Genomic DNA, 18,617 nt, shown 5'->3' on the forward strand with positions numbered 1-18,617 from the left:
CAGCTTGTTGAAAAACGACCGTCCCGGCCGCTTGTCGACTCGCCCGACCCGCGCAGGTCCGTCGCAACCAGCGTCCTGCTTTCATGCAGCCTGCTGGCAGGCCGGCGGGTCGTGCTGGAACAGGCTGCGGCGGCCGCGGACGGGCCGCCGGCGCGGCCCCGTGAGACACTTGCCGGCAACGGGGAATCCGCCCCGGCCAGCATCGAGGAGAGCACCATGGGCCTGTTCAAGTTCCTTGGCAACGTCGGCGAACGGCTGTTCGGCGGCGGCCAGATCGACGAGGGCAAGATCCGCCAGCACTTGCTCGACCTCGGCCTGCGCCTGAATCCGCTGACCGTGGTGGCGCATCCGGACCAGAAGATGGTCTCGTTGATCGGTCGTGCCGCGACGCTCGAGGACAAGGAGAAGGCGATCGTCGCCGCCGGCAACATCCAGGGCGTGGAAAGCGTCGACGATCGCCTGCGCGTGGGCGAGTCCGCCCCCCCCGCGGCGGCGGCCGAGACCGACGCCGGCGAAGAGCCGCCCGCCGGCGAGCAGCCGACCGCACGCTTCTACACCGTCGAGAAAGGCGACACGCTCTCGGCGATCGCCAAGCGCGAATATGGCAACGCCGGCAAGTATCCGCTGATCTTCGAGGCCAACCGGCCGATGCTGTCGGACCCGGACAAGATCTATCCAGGCCAGGTCCTGCGCATCCCGCCCCTGTCCTGAGCCCGGGCATCTCGCGGGGCGGTTGCCGAGGATGCTGATCTCCGTCCCGTGACGCGCTTTCGGCGGCCCCGCTGCCCGCCCACCGAGCTGGGCGGGTGACCTGGCGCAGCGCCGGATGGGACGGCCGGGGTCGTACCCGATCCCGCGGCCAGCCGGAATACAGGCACCAAAATCCGGACGCGGCCCGCCTTGCCCAGCCCGCCTTCGCCCCTCTCCCGCGCTGCTGGACAGGGGCGGAGCACACCCGCTTTCCCGTTCCCTGCTTCCCGCTTCCCGCTTCCCGCTTCCCGTCCCCTGCCCAGCCTCAGCCGTCCTCCCGCTTGGAGCGCTGCCAGAGCGCTTCCTGGGCGGCAAGATCAAGCGCCGGCAACGACGAGCCATCCTGCGCAGCCAGCGTTTCCATGCGCCGGAAACGGCGCTCGAACTTGGCATTGGCGTGCCGCAAGGCGGCCGAGACGTCGACGCCGGCCTTTCGCGCGACGTTGGCGGCGACGAACAGCAGGTCGCCGACCTCGTCGAGCAGGCGGTCCGGATCGCTGCGATCGAGCTCGCGGCGCAGTTCCGCGGCCTCCTCGTCGAGCTTGTCCAGGACGCGCCCGGCATCGGGCCAGTCGAAGCCCACGCTCGCGGCGCGCTTCTGCAGCTTCAGGGCGCGTTGCCACTCGGGCAGACCCCGGGCGATGCCGGCCAGCGCGCTGTCGTCGGCGTCGCCGCGCTCGACGCGCTTGTGCGCCTCCCAATCCCGCGCCTGGGCCGCTGCATCGCCGCGGACGGCATCGCCGAACACATGGGGATGCCGACGCTCCATCTTGTCGCAGATCGCCGCCACCACATCGCCGAATCCGAACGCCCCCTGTTCCTCGGCCATCCGGGCATGGAACACGACCTGCAGCAGCAGGTCGCCCAGTTCGCCCCGCAGGTCTTCGAGACTGCCGCGGTCGATGGCATCGGCGACCTCATAGGCCTCCTCGATGGTGTACGGCGCGATGCTGCCGAAATCCTGGGCAAGGTCCCAGGGGCAGCCATGCGCCGGGTCGCGCAGGCGCGCCATGATCGCCAGCAGGTCGTCGACCGGCCGGCTCACGGCGACGGCTCCAGCGCCGGCGGCAGCAGGCCGGCCAGCCGTGCCGGCCAGTCCACGCAGGAATCGGCGACCGCCAGAAAGGAGGGATTGAGCAGGCCGGCGCGGCGGTTGTAGCGCAAGGGCCGGCCATCGAGCGCGAACACCTCGCCGCCCGTCTCCGTCAGCAGGCAGTGGCCGGCTGCGGTATCCCATTCGCTGGTCGGGCCGAGCCGCGGATACAGGTCGGCCCGGCCCTGCGCCATCCGGATGAACTTCAGCGCGGAGCCCGCTGCGAGCGTCTCATGCGCGCCCATACCCGCCAGCAGCCGGGCCGTATGGGCGTCCAGATGGGATCTGCTGACCGCAACCACCGGTGTCGCCGGGGCCGGCCGGCCGGCAAGGCGCTGGCGCCTGCCTGCGTGCACGTGCCATGCACCCTGCCCCGAGCACGCCCAGGCCATCTCGTCCAGGGCCGGCGCGAACACCACGCCCACCACCGGCACGCCGTCTTCGACCAGGGCGATGTTGACTGTGAACTCGTCGTTGCGCTTGATGAATTCCCGGGTGCCGTCCAGGGGGTCGACCAGCCAGTAGCGCCGCCAGTGCCTGCGTTCCACGGCCGGCACCGTCGACGCAGACTCTTCGGAGAGCACCGGCAGGCCGGGCGGCAACGCGGCCAGGCCGGAGACCAGGATCTCGTGCGCGGCCAGGTCGGCTCGGGTCAGCGGCGACGCATCGTCCTTTTGGGCGATCTCGAAGTCGGTTGCATAGACCGCCATGATCGCCTCGCCGGCACGCCGCGCCAGCGCGCAGACGTCGTCGACCCATGCACCGGTCACGACGCCGGCGGCCGCCAGCGGCCTTCCAGGTACTCGCGAACGATGAACAGCGCGGCCAGGGTTCGGCCCTCGCTGCATTCGGGGTGCCCGACCAGTCCGTTGATCCGGTCCAGCGGCCACTCGACGACCTCGAGTTCTTCGGGCTCGTCGCCCTGCAGCCGCTCCGGATAGAGATCGCGCGCCAGCACCACCTGGGTCCGGTGCGACATGTAGGAGGGCGCCAGCGCGAGCGGCACCAGCGATTCCAGACGACGGGCTCCGAAACCGATCTCCTCCTTGAGCTCGCGATCGGCGGCCTGCTCCGGCGTCTCGCCGCCATCGATCCTGCCCTTGGGCAGACCGAGCTCGTAACGGTGCAGGCCGGCGGCGTATTCGCGCACCAGCAGGACCGTCCGCTCGTCCCGCATGGGCACGATGATGACGGCGCCCAGGCCGCCGGACTGCAGTCGCTCGAAGGTCCGGCGGGCGCCGTTCGCGAACTCCAGGTCGATCTCCTCGACCCGGAAGCGTCCCGTGGGATCGAGCGGCCGCCGGGCGTGGATGGTGGGCAGGGTGCGCATGGCGGGATTGTACGCGTGCCGCGTCCGCGCAGCCGCTGGCGGGTCGGACACGCCCGCCACCCGCCACGCGCCTGTCAAGGCGCCCGAGGTCGCGCCATGCATCGGGGACACGCGTCCCGCCTGCGCGTGTGCCGCCCGGGCCTCATGACCGATCGGTATCGGCCGGATCGCCCTCAGCCCCGCCAGCCCGACAGGGCCCCGAGCAGTTGGGCGTGCAGGGCCGGGGTGGCCGCGGCCAGCACGCTGTCGGTGGCAGGACCGACCGGCGCGCCGTCGAGATCGGTGAACACGCCACCCGCCTCGCTGACCAGCAGGCACAGGCCGGCGATGTCCAGGACATGGACGTCGGACTCGATCACCGCGTCGATGCCGCCCCCGGCCAGCAGGTGGTAGTGCAGGTAGTCGCCGTAGCCGCGCCATCGCCAGACCTTCCCGACCAGCCGCCCCAGGTCGGCCCAGGCCGGGCCCGCGGCCAGTCGCCTGAGGTTGCCGGTGGACACAGCGGCCTGGTCGAGCGAGACGGAATCCCTGCAGTGCAGCGGCGTGATTTCCGATGTGGCGTCCCCGCCGGACAGCCGGCCCCGATGCGCGCCCTCGCCACGCACCGCCCAGGCCAGCTCGCCGGTGGCCGGCACGCCGGACACCGACAGCATCGGCAGGCCGTCGTGCCACAGCGCGATCTGCGTCGAGAACACCGGATTGCCGCGCACGAAACTCTTGGTGCCATCCAGCGGGTCGACCAGCCACAGCCATCCGGTCGCGCTGGCCCGGCCGCCGAACTCCTCGCCGAACACCGGAATGTCCGGGAACGCGCTCGCCAGGCACACGCGGATCGCCCGCTCGGCACGGCGGTCGGCCTCGGTCACCGGCGAGTCGTCGTCCTTGGTCTCCACCGCCAGCCCTGCGCTGCGGAACAGCGGCACGATCTCGGCGGCGGCGGCGCGCGCCGCCGCCTTCGCGACGGCCAGCGCCTGCGCCGGAACGCGTCCCTCAGCCACCTGGCGCGAGGCCTTCGACGTGCCGTCGCAGCTCGCCCTCGACGATGAACAGCGACCCGCCCCCCGGCAGCGGCTGGCCCACGTGCGGCAGGGCCTGCGCCACCGGATGGGCGGGATCGCGGGCGCGCAGGATGACCTCGGCCCGATAGCGCGTCTCGTGCAGTTCGAACTGGCCATCGACCTCGAGCGGCCCGCCGTCGTCCTCGACCTCGCCGATCACCAGACCCGGTGCCTGGGTGGCGAAGGTGGCCCGCAGCGGACCGAACCGTGCCTGGGCCTGACCGGTGACACCGGCGTCGCGCCAGGTCGCCCGGCCGCGGGCGTCGAGTATGGCCAGACCGGCAAGGTGCGCCTGATCGATCTCGACCTCGACGGTACCGATGAAGCCAAGGGCCGGAATGTCGAGGACCGGGCCGAGCAGGAGCGCAGGCAGAGACAACTGCATGTCCTGGACCCTCAGGCTGCCGTCGGGCATCCGGGTGCTGCGTGCACGGGCCTGCCAGGCGGGTCCCTCCAGTGCCCAGCTGGCACCCACCTGGCGTCGGAACAGGCCGCGCCAGTCCAGCTGCCAGTCCAGGGCGCCGACCGGAAAGCCATTGACCCGCATGTCGCCGGCCCGGCCCTTGCGCACGGTGCCGGTGACCTGCTCGAGCTGCAACGCGGGCCCCAGGTGGTGGCCGAACTGCCGCCACGCGAAGCCGGCGGGCAGGTACCAGGCCGCCAAGGCAAGCACCAGCAGCAAGACGAGGACCAGCACAAGGATGCGCACGACCACTCTCATCAGGGATCCTCGATCAGCAGATTGGCATCGACACGCCCGGTGTCGGTGCGCGTCACGGCAAGTTCGGCAACCCTCACGCCGTATTGGCGGCGCAGGGCCTGCAGCCAGTCGGCAAGCGGGTCGAAGGCGACCGACTCCAGGCGCAGGCGCACCCGGCCGGTGCCGGCCGGTTCGATCCGGACCAGTCCGCCGGCGAGTCCGGTCTCGCGCAACCCGGCGTCGGCCAGCGCCAGAAGCGACTGCCCGGCGCGGTCGCGTGCCGCGCTTTCGCCGACCGCCACGGGCGACGCCGACGCGGCCAGCGTCCGCATGCCCTGCAGATCCATGGCCAGGCGGGCATTGCCCTCGAGCAGGGCGCTGCGGGCGTCGACCAGCGGTTTCCAGGCGAGCGCCCAGAACAGCAGCACCGCCAGCACCACGCCCCCGACCAGAAGCGCCCTGCGCTCACGGCGCGCACGCGCCAGCCACCACGTCGTCAGGGCGTTCATGCGGTGCCACCGCGCACGCGCAATCGACCGCGGACCTGGCTGCCGACCGGATCGACGCCGGTCAGCTCGACGGCCAGCCCGAGCGTCGCCAGGGATTCACGCAGGGCATCCAGACCGGCGACATCGGCGGCGGCCACCTCCAGTTCCAGGACCCCGACCCGCCAGTCGAGCGCATCCAGTCGGTAGCGCGACCCCTGGCTCAGCACCGGCGCGATGCGCAGCAGCAGCGGCAGCAGCTCCTCGCCCGCAGCGTCGCTGCGCCGGCGGCCCAGTTCGGCGGCCAGCTGCGCCGCCGGATCTGCCGTCATCCGCAGGTCCGGCAGCACGGCCGCGAACACCTGCGCCATCTGGGCCCGCATGGCCGCCTGCTGCTTGCGCCCTGCGTGGACGGCCAGCAATGCCTCGGCGACCGCCAGGAGCAGCGCCAACCCGGCCAACACCGCTGCGGTGCGCCACAGCCGGCGTCGCCCGGCATCCAGGCGCCGTGCGGGAAAAGCGTCCTGCAACAGGTCGGGCGCCTGTCCGGATTGCGCCAGCCACCAGCGCGCACGCTCGGCGCCGGCCAGGCTGACGGGGGCTTTCGCCGGCTGCCAGCGACCCTGGGCATCCAGGCTGACCATCGGCAGATCGCCGGCCAGCGAGCGCCACTGCGGCCAGTCCTGCGCGGCGACTGCGCAGGCCATGCCGTGGTGGGCCGCCAGGACCCGGTCATCCAAGGCCAGGACAGCCAGTTGTCCCTCTTCACGCGGCAGCAGGTGGGCGTCGGCGACCAGGGCGTCGACGCTCAGTCCCAGCCCCCCCAGGGCATCCAGCCAGGTGCGCATGCGTTCCCGGGCGACCACGGCGACCTCGACCGAGCCGTCGCCCGTCCGGCGACCCAGCGCGAAATGCAGGGACTCGACCGGCTCGGCCAGTCGCTCCTCGAGCGCGAACGGCACCGCCTGGCGCAGTTCCGCCGGGCGGCGGGCTGGCAGCCGCACGAGGTGCAGTCCGACGTGCTCGCCCGGCACCACCCCCAGAACCCGGGCCTGCGCCGGCACGGCCATGCCCGGACGCCAGCGTGTGACGCTGCCGGCATCCAGCAACCAGCCGTCCAGGCCGGCACAATCGACGAGCAGCGTCAGAGCCATGCGCGAAGCATAGCGGCAGCGCCGGCCTGCAAGTCCACGGCGATCACCAGCGCCCCTGGCTGCGCGCGGTCACGCGGACCAGCCCGGTTCCGGCCTCCCGCTCCAGCAGGCTGTAGAGGCGCACAGGCACCTGCGCCTGGACGATCTGGATCTCGGCAAGGAAGTGCCGGCTGCGGACATCGATGCCCAGCGCCAGCTGCGGCGATGGTGGCCGACCCAGTTCGCGCTCCACCGCAGCCAGGAAGTCCGTGCTGCTGGCATGGCGGGCGCGACCGTCCTGATGCAGGCGCCGCGCCACGCCCGGGCCGATGTCCTCATGCAGCGACATCAGGACCGCCACGCTGGCCGTGTTGACGTTGACCGGGCTGTCGGGATCGGAATGCGCGCACACGTGCGGCGCCAGGCGCTGCAGGATGGCGGCATCGATGCCGGCGACCAGGGCCAGTTCGCTGGCGTGAACGAAGGGGCCGTTGGCGGGTCGCCGGGGCGGCGTCAGGGCCGCATAGGTCGCCTCCTCGCCGCCACCGGCGCGGCCCTGGTCGTCCTCGTCCAACCAGTCGAGCACGGCGTCCACCAGGCGCGGATCCAGTTCGAGCACGCGCAGCAGGCGCTCGAAACGGGCCACCGCAAGGTCGGCCTGCTGGCCCCGCGACCACAGGCCGTTGAGATTCAGGCAGCCGTCGAGCTCGCGCATCCGTCCCTGCGCCATGCCCTCGGGCAGCGGCAGCGGCGGCATCGGGTGGCTCCAGGCGTCGCCGGCCGCGTCGACGCCATCGCGCGCGGCGTCGTCGCGCAGGATCCGGGCCGCCCACAGTTCCAGACCCTGCTGCAGGGCGACCGCCTGCGCGGCTCGGCTGTGCTGGAGCGCCCGCATCTGGCCGAGCAGGCCGCGGTCGAGCAGGCCGGCGACCAGCAGCGTCACCAGGGCGACCACCAGCACGGCGGCAAGCAGGGCGACGCCGCGCTGGCGATACGGCGGTGCCCTCACGGTGCCGGCTCCGGCAGCTCGACCAGGCGAAGCAGCCGGCCCAATCGCGCGTGCTCCAACGTGATCTCCGCCGCCCTGGGCAATGTCGTGGCGGTCGCGCCGAGACCTGCCGGAGGCCACTGGTCGTGCCAGCGCCCATCGACCGCCAGGAAGCGGACGCGGAGCGCAAGGACGCCTTCCATCATCGTGGCCTGATCAGGCCGGGTGCCGTCGGCGCGGTCCGGGGCCGGCCAGCGCAGGCGCTCCACCCGCCCCTGCGCAGCCCGGTAGGCGATCCGCTCGAGTCTGGCGGCGCTGGCATCGCCGGCGCCGCCCCGGCCCAGCGTGCTGAGTTCCAGCCCCCCCTGCCCACCTACCAGGGCGGGCAGCCGGGCGTCCCGGTCGATCCGCACCGGCCGCGCCACCACCCCGCGCAGATCGCGCTCCATCATCGCCAGCGTGCGCGCCACGGCATCCACCTCGCGACCGCGCTGGTCCAGCGCCGTGCGGGTGGCGAGCACGGCGTTCAGGGCGGCCTGGGCGATTGCCGCCATCGCCGCGAACACGGCGAGCGCGACCAGCAGTTCGATCAAGGTGAAACCCGGCATCCGGCGATCCGGACCGGTACTGGCGAGGGAACGCCTCATGGCCGGCCCGCGAAGCCGGTCAGGGAGGCGCGCAGGTCGCGCCGCGCTGGATCGAATGCCACGGCGATCTCGATCCGGACGATGCCGGGCAGGTCCGTGCCGCTGACATCGGCGCGCCAGTACAGCAGACGGCCGCCCTGCTCCTGCTGGCCCTCCCGGCGCCCGGGCGTCGGCGGAACCGGCTCCAGGCGGAGGCTGGCCAGGACGTTGCCCGCCACCGTCGACGCCAGCAGGGCTTGTTCCCGGTGACCGGCGGCCTCCACGGCAAGGGCGGCGCTGCGGCTCAGCGCAAACAGCGCCAGGGCCAGCACCGCCAGTGCCACGAGGACTTCGAGCAGCGTGAAGCCGCCCGTCCTGTTCGGCACGGGGGCGCTGCGGCGACCAGGGTCAACCGGCACCGTGCCAGCCCCGGCCGTCGGCGGCCGCCTCCTCGCGAACGGCACGGCCATCGGCGCCGGCACGGACGCGCTGCAGGACCCGACCCTGGTGAACGAAGCGCAGTTCGAAAGGGGTCAGGGCGCCGTCGGCACCGCACAGCGCCATCGGCACCGGTTCGGCCGGCGGCAGCGCCGGCAGCGCGCCGCCCGGCACGGCCAGCGCGAGGCCCTCCAGGCGGCGCGGCCGGAACCGGTGGCTGTCCGGAAACGGCAGCCAGCCCTCCTCGATCTCGATGCTGAAGCCGTAGCCGTCGGCCAGGGCGTGGATGCCGATGCTGCGACCGGCCAGCTCGGCCTGCTCGCAGACCAGCGCCAGCAGGGCGTGGAAGCGGTCCGCCTCGCGAGCCGCGCGCCTGGCGTCGCTGGCCGGCATGCTGATGACCACGGCCGTCGCCAGTACGGCGACGATCGCCACCACCACCAGCACCTCGATCAGCGTGAATCCCCCGGCCGCCGGTCCCGATTGCGCGGATCGCTCCATGGCGGCCGCCTTGCTACAGGTTCCAGGTTCCGATGTCGGCCCCATAGCCCTCGCCACCGGGCTGGCCGTCCTTGCCGAGCGACCAGACGTCGAACTCGCCGCTGCGGCCCGGCGCCATGTACTGGTAGGGCCGCCCCCAGGGATCGACGGGCAGGCGCGGCAGGTAGCCGCCCTCTTTCCAGTTCGGCGCCGGCGGGCTGCCGGTCGGGCGCTGCACGAGTGCCTCCAGGCCTTGCTGGGTGCTGGGGTAGGTGAAGTTGTCGAGCCGGTAGAGGTTGAGTGCGGTGACGATGGCCTGCACGTCCTGGCGCGCCCGCACCACCGCCGCCTTGTCGGGCTGGTCCATGATCCGGGGTACCACCACGGCGGCGAGGATGCCCAGGATCACCACCACCACCAGGACTTCGATCAGGGTGAAGCCGCGGGCCGGGATCGCCGACGCACGGGTGCTAGGATTTCCGGTCATTTCCGCAAGCCAGTCCAGGTTCGTCCGGATGATAACAAAGCCGCCCGACGGCAACGCCGGCCTGGTCGCGCGCGACCTCTCGGTGCTGTGGCATCCGTGCACCCAGATGCACGACCACGAGTCGTTGCCGCCGGTTCCCGTGGCCGGCGCGGAGGGCGCCTGGCTGACCGACTTCGAGGGCCGCCGCTACTTCGACGGCATCAGCTCGTGGTGGACCTGCCTGTTCGGCCACCGGCATCCAGCGATCGTCGAGGCGATCACCGCCCAGCTCGGCCGGCTGGACCATGTTCTGCTGGCCGGTTTCAGCCACGAACCGGCGGTGGCGCTGGCCGAGCGCCTGCTGGCGATGGCGCCGCCCGGGCTGGCCCGCGTCTTCTATGCGGACAATGGCTCCAGCGCCGTCGAGGTGGCCCTGAAGATGAGCCTGCACGCCTGGCGCAACCGCGGCCAGCAGCGCCACCGCTTCGTCGCACTGACCGGCGGATACCACGGCGAGACCCTGGGCGCCCTGTCGGTCACCGATCTCGGCCTGTACCGCGAGCCCTACCGCCCGTTGCTGGTGGAGCCGCTGTGGGCGAACTCGCCGGACGCCTACCTGGCCGAACCCGGCGAGAGCGCGGCGCAGATCGCGGCGCGCCGCCTGGACGAGCTCGACGCCCTGCTCGGCCGCCATGCCGGCGAGGTCGCCGCGGTGATCGTCGAGCCGCTGGTGCAGTGCGCCGGCGGCATGCGCATGCACCATCCGGACTGGCTGTCCGGCCTGCGGCGACTGTGCGACCGCCACGAGGTGCACCTGATCGCCGACGAGATCGCGGTCGGCTTCGGGCGGACCGGAACGCTGTTCGCCTGCGAGCAGGCCGCCATCACCCCCGACTTCCTGTGCCTGTCCAAGGGCATCACCGGCGGTTTCCTGCCGCTGGCGGCGGTGCTCACCACGGCCGACGTCTACGCTGCGTTCTACGACGATTGGCGCAGCGCCAGGGGCTTCCTGCATTCGCACTCCTACACAGGCAATCCGATCGCCTGCGCTGCGGCACTGGCGAGCTGCGCGCTGTTCGACGACGGCACCGCGCTGGCCCGCATCGAGCAGCTGGGACGCTGCCTGGAAGAGGCGATGGCACCGTTGCGCGGACACCCCAACGTCGCCGACGTCCGCCGCAGCGGCCTGATCGCGGCGGTGGAGGTGGTCGCCGATGCGGCGACCCGGACGCCGTTCCCGCCCGGCGAACGTCGCGGCCGTCGCCTCTACGCGCACGCCCTGGAGCGGGGCGTGCTGCTGCGCCCGCTCGGCGACGTGGTCTACTTCATGCCGCCCTACTGCAGCACCGAAGAGGAAATCGCCATGATGGTCGAGGTGGCCGCCGAGGGAATCGGCGTGATGCTGGCCTGATGCGCACCATTCGATGCCATGTCGACGCGCCGCTCGAACCTGGTTCGATGGTCGGCTTGCCGGAGCAGGCCCGGGCGCACCTGCAGCGCGTGCTGCGCCTGCGTGCGGGCGACGCCGTGGTGCTGTTCAATGGCGACGGCAGCGACTATCCCGCGGAGCTGTCGGGCGCGGGCGACCGCCTCGCCGCCAGCATCCTGGGGCGCGCTCCGCCCACCGCCCCCGAAGCCGGGCTGGAACTGGTCCTGGTCCAGGCCCTGGCGCGCGGCGAGAAGATGGACTGGATCATCCAGAAGGCGACCGAACTGGGTGTCGCCCGCATCGTCCCGGTGGTGTCGGTGCGCAGCGAGGTGCGCCTGGCCGGGGATCGCCTGGACAAGCGCCTGGTGCACTGGCGAAGAGTCGCAAGCAGCGCCTGCGAGCAGTGCGGGCGCGCCCGGGTGCCCGACATCGTCGCGCCGCAGGCCCTCCACGAGGTGGCGGATGCCGGACTGGCCACGACCCGGCTGGTGCTCCACCCGGACACCCAGGCTGGGCTGCCGGCCCTGGCCCTGCGTAGCAGCGTCGCGGTCGCGGTTGGACCCGAGGGCGGCTTCGACGACATCGAACTGGCGCAGCTGCTGCGCGCCGGCTGGCTGGCGACGCGTCTGGGCGACCGCATCCTGCGCACCGAGACCGCAGGCCTGGTGGCCGGCGCGGCCCTGCTGGCCCTGGCCGGGGAGTTCGGCCCGGACAGGCCGGCGCAAGGCTGAACACTCCGCCAAGACCGGGCGGCCATCACATTTCAACAGTGATTGCAATCCCGTTCGTCCCGCATTAGCGTCGGCTGTGCGCATCCGGGTGACCCGTTTCGATGGGGGTCCTGGACGGGTCTCCTGCCTGCGCGGTTGGTCGCCATCCTGACGGCCACCGGTCCCACGGGAGGAAAGTCCATGCGTACGGCGTTGCTGTTCCCCACCCTCCTGGTCGCGGCGCTGGCCGCGCCCGTCGCCCGAGCCCAGCTCGACTGCACCGCGCTGGCCAACAGCACAGCGGCCGAACCGGCCGGCTACGCGGCCCAGTGCGGCGGTCCATCGGCGCACCCGACCTGGCAGGCGCCCAGGCAATGGCGCGATCCCACCGACACCGGCTTCTCGTACAACATGAGCACCGGGTTCGGCGGCGTCCAGGGCCTCAAGACCTACGTATTGAACGATTTCACCACGCAGACCGTGGTCGGCAATCCCGGTGCCAGTTTCTTCGCGCTGGATTTCGACCCCGCTGGCAACGTCCTGTACGCGGTACAGGCCGGGGCGCCCCCGGTGCTGGGCACGATCAACACCGGCACGGGCGTATTCACGCCGATCGCCAACGTTTCGGTGGCCGACCCGCCCACCGGGCTGAGCATCGACCCGGTCACCGGCGATGCCTGGTATTCCACACCCACCAACCTGTACACGCTCGATCTGGCCACCGCCGTCGCCACCCTGGTCGGTCCGTTCGGAACGACCGGGATGATCGACATCGCGATGAACTGCGATGGCGATCTGTACGGCCATGACATCGGCACCGACGCGCTGTACTCCATCGATACCGCCACCGGAACCGCGACCCTGATCGGCGGCCATGGCCTGGCCGCGAACTTCGCCCAGGGCATGGACTTCGACAACAGCGACGGCACCCTGTACGCGGCGATCTATACCGGCAGCGGCACCTACACCTACGGCACCTTCAACCTGGCCACCGGCGCGATCATCCCGCTGTCCACCAACAATCCGCCCGGTGAATGGGAGCTGGCGATTCCCACCACCTGCGGCAGCAACGGCAACGAGGTGGAGCCCAACGACAGCAAGGCCGAGGCCAATGCTCTGCAGCTGCCGCCGGTGAGCACGCCGGCGGTCATGACCGGCTCCAGCCAGTCGGCAAGCGGCGTCGGCCTGGACTATTTCCGGGTGACCACCGCGGCCCAGGCCACGGCGGGCTTCTACCGGCACCGCCTGATCGTCACCAGCACCACTCCCGGGCACACCGCCACCATCCGCGGCCTGAACCAGGCCGCCGGCGTGATCGGCACCACCGATACTGCGGTGCAGACCAGCTCGGCGGCGACCACCCCGGCCCGCTTCGTGCAGTGGTACACCAGCGAGATCCCGGCCGACATCTACGTGCGGCTGACCGGCACAGGCACCACCACCGATCCCTACGTGCTGAACTACGAGATCGAGGCGGTGACCGTGGTCGAGGGCCCGGACATCACCTTCGGCAGCGACATCGACATCACCACGGTCGGCCAGACCACCACCGATACCGATATGTGGGTCTACGACGGCGACCGCCTGGCGATCGTCGGCTTCGGCAACGACGACCAGCCGGCACCAGGCACCGGGCTCCAGTCGCGCCTGACCCGCACCTTCGCCCCGGGCATCTACTACCTGGCGATCTCGAACTACAATTTCGCCAACAATCTGGCCTCGCCGCCAGACGACCGCTTCCTCGGCGGCGCCGTGCTGGACTTCCCTGGCGCCATCGCCAACTCGTCGACGGCGCTCAACCTGCCCCTGAACCCGCTGATCGATGGCAGCCCGGTGACGGTCTCCAGACCCGGGCCCTTCGACGTCGTGTTCATCTCGTTCGGCAACGACGGGCCGCCGGACATCATCTTCCGGGGCGATTTCGAGTGCGACACCGGCTTCCCGGGCTGCAACGGCGGGGGTACGCCGGGCGTCTACACCGACCTGGCGACCTTCCTGCAGAACGTCTCGCCGGGCTACTACGCCGAGGACTTCGCCAGCGTGCCGGGCGGCAGTGCCGGCCCGTCGATGAACTTCAGCGGCAACGGCTTCGCATTCACGATCACCGCCACGGGTCCCGGCTCCAACAACCTGTTCAACGAGCCGGGCATCATCTCCACCGACAGCGCCCTGGATGCGATAGTGCTGACCTTCACCGGCGCCCCGGTGACCGCCATCGGCGGCAACTTCTGGGCGACCGACTTCAGCTTCGCAGCGGTGCCGAGGACGATGACGCTCACCCTGAGCGACAGCACCGTCGAGACCTACACCAGCAGCGGCCCCGGCGATTTTCGTGGGTTCGTGACCGCGGCACCGATCACCAGCATCACCATCGATGCCGCCGACACGCCGGCCAACGGCTGGTCGACCATGGACAACGTCGTGGTCGGCGACTGAGGTCCGCGCACCTGCCGGCCAGGGACGGCCGGCGGATCCGTGATCCGACGCCGCCGTGCCTCCGGGCCGGCGGCGTCCCCGTGCCCATGATTCGCACATCGTGCTGCACGCCACCTTGCGGCGCGGCCACGGCAGCGGCACAGTCCAAGTCCCGTTCCGTCGCCGTGCCCCCCTGCATGCGCCTGCTGCTGTCGATCGCCCTGCTCCTGAGCCTTCCCCTGCAGGCCCAGACGCTTTTCCACAACGCCCGCTTCCATGGCCCCGATCCCGGCCAGGCCACGGCGACGGCCATGCTGGTCGATGCCGGGGGCCGCATCGTCGCGCTCGGCACCGCGGAGGAACTGGATGAGCTGGCCGCCGGGGCCGCGCGCGTCGACCTGGGCGGCGCCCCCGTCCTGCCCGGCCTGATCGACGCCCATGGCCACCTGCTCAACCTGGGCATGGCGCTGATGTCCGCCGACCTGGTCGGCGCGGACAGCAAGCAGGAGATACTCGCCCGGCTGCAGCGCTTCGAGGCACGGCTGCCCGAGGGCGCCTGGCTGACCGGACGCGGCTGGGACCAGAACCGCTGGCCGGATGCGACCTTTCCGACCGCCGCCGATCTCGACGCCGCCTTCCCAGGGCGTCCGGTGTGGCTGCGCCGCATCGACGGCCACGCCGGCTGGGCGAACAGCGCCGCACTGGCACTGGCCACGCGCGACCTGTCCGGCGACTGGCAGCCCGACGGTGGCCGCATCCTGCGCGATGAGGAAGGCCTAGCCACCGGCGTTTTCATCGACGCAGCCATGGCCCTGATCGGTTCGGCGGAACCGGCACCGGACGAAGCGACCCGCGTGCGCGCGCTGGAACTTGCGCTGGCCGAGGCGTCCCGGCTGGGTCTGACCGGCGTCCACGACGCAGGCGTGAGCCTGGACACCCTCCGGCTCCTGCGCCGGCTGGCCGACCAGGACCGTCTGCCCTTGCGCGTCTACGCGATGGCCGACGGCGATGCCGAGGCGCTCGACTGGCTGTGCCGCGAAGGCCGCTACCGGCATCCGGACGGCCGCCTGGAAATGCGCTCGGTGAAGCTCTACATGGACGGCGCCCTGGGCAGCCGCGGCGCCGCCCTGCTGCGCGACTACAGCGACGAGGCTGGCAATCGCGGCCTGCTGGTGACGCCCCGTGAGCGCATCGAGTCGGCGGTGGCCAAGGCGGCACGATGCGGCATCCAGGCCAATACCCATGCCATCGGCGACCGCGGCAACCGCATGGTGCTGGACATCTACGCCCGAGTGCTCGAAGGAAGCTATGGCGACTCACGTTTCCGCATCGAGCATGCCCAGGTGGTCGGCGCACCGGACATTCCAAGGTTCGCCGAGCTTGGCGTGATCGCCTCGATGCAGCCCATCCACGCCACCAGCGACATGCCCTGGGCGCAGGCGCGACTGGGCCGCGACAGGCTCGCCGGCGCCTATGCCTGGCAAAGGCTGGCCGGTGCCGGCACCCGGCTGGCGTTCGGCTCGGACTTCCCGGTCGAGCCGGTCAACCCCTGGTTCGGGATCCACGCCGCCGTCACCCGGCAGGACGCCGAGGGACGTCCGCCCGGCGGCTGGCTGCCCGACCAGCGCGTCGATCTGGCCACGGCACTGCGCGGTTTCACGGTCGATGCGGCCTACGCCGGATTCGCCGAGGACGAGGTCGGCGGCCTGGTACCGGGCAGGCGGGCCGACTTCATCGTCCTTTCCGACGACCCCTTCTCGTTGCCCTCGGCGCGCCTGCGCGGCGTGACCGTGGTGTCCACCTGGCTCGACGGCCGCAAGGTCGCGAACGCCGATCCCTTGCAGTGAGTGCCCGATGAACACCCCGCGCCATGCCCAGAACCTGCCCGCCGCCGCCTGCCGCCGGCCGCCATCCGCGTACGCCTGGCCGCGCCGGCTCACTGTGGTCGTTGCCCTCCTGATCGGCACCGCCGCAACCGCTGCCGATCGGCGCGGCGATGCCCTGTTGCTGGCGCTGGAGGACGCCACCGCCATCGAGGTGGATGCGCTGAAGGGGCACCCGGGGGTCGGCTGGTGGCTCGAACTGGGCGACCGCCTGCTGGTGGTGGCTGACGGCGACGGTGCCATGCTGCGCCAGGCGCTGGCCGGCAGGGGTGTGGTCGCGGATCTCGGCTCCCTGGCGCCGGACGACCTGGTCCTGCATGCCCGCGGCTGTGCCGAGACCGCCGAGGCCATTCCGCAGGGCTGGCTGGTCTGGCGCGGCGCGACCCACGACCTCCTTCGACGTCCGAAATCCTTCGCGCCTGCGCCGCCGCTGGCCGGCGGCGACGGGCCCCTCGGACCCGCCTGGCTGCCGGTCGCTGCCAACTCCACGCTGGCGCGCATGCACCGGCTGGACCGTCCCGAAGGCGTCGCGCCCGATCCCGGAATCGCGCCGATCGTCGACCGCGTCGACGCTGCCCGCTGGTTCCAGACCGTGTCGACGCTGACCGGATGGGACCGCTCCAGCTGGTCGCCGCAACTGCCGCTGGCGCGCGCCTGGATCGCCGGGGAGTTCGCCGCGCTGGGCCTTGCGGTGAGCGAACCGACCTTCAACTTCCCGCCCGGCAACACCCCGGCACCGATCGCCAACGTGATCGGCACCTGGACCGGCACCCACGAGCCCGACCAATGGATCGTGGTAGGCGGCCATTACGATTCCCGCAATGCCAACAATTCCGCGGCTGGCGCCGCGAACACGCCGGGTGCCGACGACAATGCCAGCGGCTGTTCGGGGGTGATCGAGGCGGCCCGGGCGGTGGTCCCGTTCCGACCCCGTCGCAGCGTGCTGTTCATGTGCTACGCGGGCGAGGAGCAGGGGCTGCATGGCAGCCATGGCCACGTGAACGCGCTCACGTCGGCCGGCGACCTCGGCCGGGTGCAGGCCATGCTCAACATGGACATGATCGGCTGGGCGCCGGACTCCAACCTGGGCGTCAATGTCGCGACCCAGGCCAACACCGGCACACCCGGCGCCAACCTGGCTCTGGTCGACGTCGTCGCCGATGCCGCCCTCGCCTATGCGCCCGCGCTCAACCCCTCGCTGGTCCTGCGCCAGTCGACCACCTGCTGCTCCGACCACTGGCCCTACCTGCTCGCCGGCCGGCCGGCGGTGATGAGCATCCATCGCTTCACCACCAGCTATCCGCAGTACCACCAGGTCGGCGACACCCCGGCAGCACTGGGGCCGTTCGCACAGGCGATCGGTGGCAGCATCGTGCGCATGAACGTGGGCGCCCTGTCCCTGCTGGCCGGCGCGAGCGATCGCATCTTCGTCGACGGCTGGGACTGAGGCCTGCGAGGGGCGGCGCAAGAAGGCTTCTGGCGAGCGGGCCGCTGGCCAGTACGCGTTGCTGGGGCGGCAACGATGCAGATCATGGCAAGTGCCAGCCCTCTCCCCCGCCCCTCCCCCGCAGGCGGGGGAGGGGAGAAGTGCGGTGCCGTCGCACCGGTAAAACGCCGCCTGGCAGCGGGCTGAGACACGACGCCAATCAGGTCTCCCGGAGGGAGACGGTAGCATTCGCGCGCGCTGTGCGAATCCTGGACGATCTTCCTTTGGCCCCTGCTCCCTGATCCCTGCTCCCTGATCCCTGCTCCCTGATCCCTGCTCCCTGATCCCTGCTCCCTGATCCCTGCTCCCTGATCCCTGGCCCCTGATCCCTGGCCCCTGATCCCTGGCCCCTGATCCCTGGCCCCTGGCCCCTGGCCCCTGGCCCCTGGCCCCTGGCCCCTGGCCCCTGGCCCCTGGCCCCTGGTCCCTGGCCCCTGGCCCCTGGCCCCTGGCCCCTGGCCCCTGGCCCCTGGCCCCTGGCCCCTGGCCCCTGGCCCCTGGCCCCTGGCCCCTGGCCCCTGGCCCCTGGCCCCTGGTCCCTGGTCCCTGGTCCCTGGTCCCCGGTCCCCGGTCCCTGGTCCCCGGTCCCCGGTCCCCACCCAAGACCGACCCGCGCGGTGCCGGCCAGGGCGTCCCGAAAGAACGACCGGGAGGGTGATCAGTCGACTGGCTGCTAGTCCAGCTCGTCCGCGACCGCCGCCTCGATGGCGTCCATGTCGGGAATGTGGGCGTCGGATTCGTCCGAAGTCAGCCGCACGCTCATCATGATGCCCGGACGACGCTCCGCCGCCGTATCGACCTGAACCGATTCCGGTCCGATCACGGTGAGGCGCGGAAAGCCCTGGGTCAGCACCGCGAGGTAGGGCACCTGGGCCTTGCCGCTGAGGCCCTTGAGAATGGCGATCTTTACGTTGAGCAGGCTCTCCCTGCCAACGAAGCCGGCGAAGGACGCGATCGAAACAAGCGGCAACCTGTAGTTGCGCCAATTGACCTTGCCCAGAAGCCAGGTCGCCTTGGTCGCCACCGGATCGGGGCTGACGAAGGTGATGACCTCGGCGATGACGGCGTTGGGCAGCAGCAGGCGCGTCTCGCTGATCGGCACCAGCACGCCGCGGAGGTCGGTTCTGATCTCATCCATGGGATACGC

The 18,617-nt window shown here is 71.6% G+C and carries 18 protein-coding genes; 6 read left to right on the top strand and 12 right to left on the bottom strand.

Annotated features, from left to right (window positions below; genetic code table 11):
• Positions 1-216 precede the first annotated feature (216 nt).
• Positions 217-711, top strand: coding sequence for a peptidoglycan-binding protein LysM (gene lysM / locus KF823_14095; protein MBX3727036.1), 495 nt, complete (start codon positions 217-219; stop codon positions 709-711).
• A gap of 304 nt (positions 712-1,015) precedes the next feature.
• Here lysM and mazG read toward each other — a convergent pair whose 3' ends face one another.
• The 11 genes from mazG to gspG form a co-directional block, all read right to left on the bottom strand.
• Positions 1,016-1,762 carry a nucleoside triphosphate pyrophosphohydrolase gene (gene mazG, locus KF823_14100; protein MBX3727037.1) on the bottom strand — a complete coding sequence of 249 codons (747 nt, stop codon included), beginning with the start codon at positions 1,760-1,762 and terminating at the stop codon, positions 1,016-1,018.
• A gap of 29 nt (positions 1,763-1,791) precedes the next feature.
• Positions 1,792-2,691, bottom strand: a complete 900-nt coding sequence (cysQ, locus tag KF823_14105; GenBank protein ID MBX3727038.1) for a 3'(2'),5'-bisphosphate nucleotidase CysQ — start codon at positions 2,689-2,691, stop codon at positions 1,792-1,794.
• Positions 2,610-3,173: an ADP compounds hydrolase NudE gene (gene nudE / locus KF823_14110; protein ID MBX3727039.1), complete on the bottom strand. Its 564-nt coding sequence runs from the start codon at positions 3,171-3,173 to the stop codon at positions 2,610-2,612. The genes cysQ and nudE overlap by 82 nt, the downstream gene beginning before the upstream one ends.
• 173 nt (positions 3,174-3,346) lie before the next feature.
• A complete protein-coding gene (locus tag KF823_14115) occupies positions 3,347-4,348 on the bottom strand; it encodes an inositol-phosphate phosphatase (GenBank protein ID MBX3727040.1) in 1,002 nt (333 codons plus the stop codon).
• A gap of 603 nt (positions 4,349-4,951) precedes the next feature.
• Positions 4,952-5,440 (bottom strand): type II secretion system protein M, encoded by a 489-nt coding sequence (locus KF823_14120; GenBank protein MBX3727041.1) that lies wholly within the window; start codon positions 5,438-5,440, stop codon positions 4,952-4,954.
• Entirely contained in the window at positions 5,437-6,570 is a 1,134-nt protein-coding gene (locus KF823_14125) for a hypothetical protein (protein MBX3727042.1), read from the bottom strand. Before KF823_14125 ends, KF823_14120 begins: the two co-directional genes overlap by 4 nt.
• 43 nt (positions 6,571-6,613) lie before the next feature.
• On the bottom strand, positions 6,614-7,558 hold the full coding sequence (gene gspK / locus KF823_14130) for a type II secretion system minor pseudopilin GspK (protein MBX3727043.1): 945 nt from the start codon (positions 7,556-7,558) through the stop codon (positions 6,614-6,616).
• A complete protein-coding gene (gene gspJ, locus KF823_14135; GenBank protein ID MBX3727044.1) occupies positions 7,555-8,184 on the bottom strand; it encodes a type II secretion system minor pseudopilin GspJ in 630 nt (209 codons plus the stop codon). Before gspJ ends, gspK begins: the two co-directional genes overlap by 4 nt.
• Positions 8,181-8,549: a type II secretion system minor pseudopilin GspI gene (gspI, locus tag KF823_14140; GenBank protein ID MBX3727045.1), complete on the bottom strand. Its 369-nt coding sequence runs from the start codon at positions 8,547-8,549 to the stop codon at positions 8,181-8,183. Before gspI ends, gspJ begins: the two co-directional genes overlap by 4 nt.
• A gap of 22 nt (positions 8,550-8,571) precedes the next feature.
• Complete coding sequence (locus tag KF823_14145; GenBank protein MBX3727046.1) at positions 8,572-9,102, bottom strand: prepilin-type N-terminal cleavage/methylation domain-containing protein; 531 nt, start codon at positions 9,100-9,102, stop codon at positions 8,572-8,574.
• 13 nt (positions 9,103-9,115) lie between these two features.
• On the bottom strand, positions 9,116-9,568 hold the full coding sequence (gspG, locus tag KF823_14150) for a type II secretion system major pseudopilin GspG (protein MBX3727047.1): 453 nt from the start codon (positions 9,566-9,568) through the stop codon (positions 9,116-9,118).
• 28 nt (positions 9,569-9,596) lie between these two features.
• On the opposite strand from gspG, the gene KF823_14155 reads away from it, so the two are divergent.
• The 5 genes from KF823_14155 (at position 9,597) to KF823_14175 (ending at position 17,431) form a co-directional block, all read left to right on the top strand.
• A complete protein-coding gene (locus tag KF823_14155) occupies positions 9,597-10,958 on the top strand; it encodes an adenosylmethionine--8-amino-7-oxononanoate transaminase (protein ID MBX3727048.1) in 1,362 nt (453 codons plus the stop codon).
• A complete protein-coding gene (locus KF823_14160; protein MBX3727049.1) occupies positions 10,958-11,707 on the top strand; it encodes a 16S rRNA (uracil(1498)-N(3))-methyltransferase in 750 nt (249 codons plus the stop codon). Before KF823_14155 ends, KF823_14160 begins: the two co-directional genes overlap by 1 nt.
• 180 nt (positions 11,708-11,887) lie before the next feature.
• On the top strand, positions 11,888-14,122 hold the full coding sequence (locus KF823_14165) for a hypothetical protein (GenBank protein MBX3727050.1): 2,235 nt from the start codon (positions 11,888-11,890) through the stop codon (positions 14,120-14,122).
• A gap of 176 nt (positions 14,123-14,298) precedes the next feature.
• Complete coding sequence (locus KF823_14170; protein ID MBX3727051.1) at positions 14,299-15,948, top strand: amidohydrolase; 1,650 nt, start codon at positions 14,299-14,301, stop codon at positions 15,946-15,948.
• A gap of 7 nt (positions 15,949-15,955) precedes the next feature.
• Positions 15,956-17,431, top strand: coding sequence for a M28 family peptidase (locus tag KF823_14175; protein ID MBX3727052.1), 1,476 nt, complete (start codon positions 15,956-15,958; stop codon positions 17,429-17,431).
• Positions 17,432-18,143: 712 nt separating this feature from the next.
• Here KF823_14175 and KF823_14180 read toward each other — a convergent pair.
• Entirely contained in the window at positions 18,144-18,608 is a 465-nt protein-coding gene (locus KF823_14180; protein ID MBX3727053.1) for a chemotaxis protein CheW, read from the bottom strand.
• Between the last annotated feature and the right edge of the window lie 9 nt (positions 18,609-18,617).

It is taken from the genome of Lysobacterales bacterium, assembly GCA_019634735.1.
GTDB lineage: Bacteria > Pseudomonadota > Gammaproteobacteria > Xanthomonadales > UBA2363 > Pseudofulvimonas.

Excerpts from the sequence above, each read along its gene's own strand:
- gspJ (MBX3727044.1), bottom strand. The coding sequence starts at position 8,184 with ATGAGGCGTTCCCTCGCCAGTACCGGTCCGGATCGCCGGATGCCGGGT.
- KF823_14115 (MBX3727040.1), bottom strand. The coding sequence starts at position 4,348 with ATGGCCAGTTCGAACTGCACGAGACGCGCTATCGGGCCGAGGTCATCC.
- KF823_14175 (MBX3727052.1), top strand. The coding sequence starts at position 15,956 with ATGAACACCCCGCGCCATGCCCAGAACCTGCCCGCCGCCGCCTGCCGC.
- KF823_14170 (MBX3727051.1), top strand. The coding sequence starts at position 14,299 with ATGCGCCTGCTGCTGTCGATCGCCCTGCTCCTGAGCCTTCCCCTGCAG.
- KF823_14165 (MBX3727050.1), top strand. The coding sequence starts at position 11,888 with ATGCGTACGGCGTTGCTGTTCCCCACCCTCCTGGTCGCGGCGCTGGCC.
- KF823_14180 (MBX3727053.1), bottom strand. The coding sequence starts at position 18,608 with ATGGATGAGATCAGAACCGACCTCCGCGGCGTGCTGGTGCCGATCAGC.
- mazG (MBX3727037.1), bottom strand. The coding sequence starts at position 1,762 with ATGGCGCGCCTGCGCGACCCGGCGCATGGCTGCCCCTGGGACCTTGCC.
- KF823_14145 (MBX3727046.1), bottom strand. The coding sequence starts at position 9,102 with ATGGAGCGATCCGCGCAATCGGGACCGGCGGCCGGGGGATTCACGCTG.
- KF823_14120 (MBX3727041.1), bottom strand. The coding sequence starts at position 5,440 with ATGAACGCCCTGACGACGTGGTGGCTGGCGCGTGCGCGCCGTGAGCGC.
- KF823_14125 (MBX3727042.1), bottom strand. The coding sequence starts at position 6,570 with ATGGCTCTGACGCTGCTCGTCGATTGTGCCGGCCTGGACGGCTGGTTG.
- nudE (MBX3727039.1), bottom strand. The coding sequence starts at position 3,173 with ATGCGCACCCTGCCCACCATCCACGCCCGGCGGCCGCTCGATCCCACG.
- KF823_14155 (MBX3727048.1), top strand. The coding sequence starts at position 9,597 with ATGATAACAAAGCCGCCCGACGGCAACGCCGGCCTGGTCGCGCGCGAC.
- lysM (MBX3727036.1), top strand. The coding sequence starts at position 217 with ATGGGCCTGTTCAAGTTCCTTGGCAACGTCGGCGAACGGCTGTTCGGC.
- cysQ (MBX3727038.1), bottom strand. The coding sequence starts at position 2,691 with ATGCAGCGAGGGCCGAACCCTGGCCGCGCTGTTCATCGTTCGCGAGTA.
- gspG (MBX3727047.1), bottom strand. The coding sequence starts at position 9,568 with ATGACCGGAAATCCTAGCACCCGTGCGTCGGCGATCCCGGCCCGCGGC.
- KF823_14160 (MBX3727049.1), top strand. The coding sequence starts at position 10,958 with ATGCGCACCATTCGATGCCATGTCGACGCGCCGCTCGAACCTGGTTCG.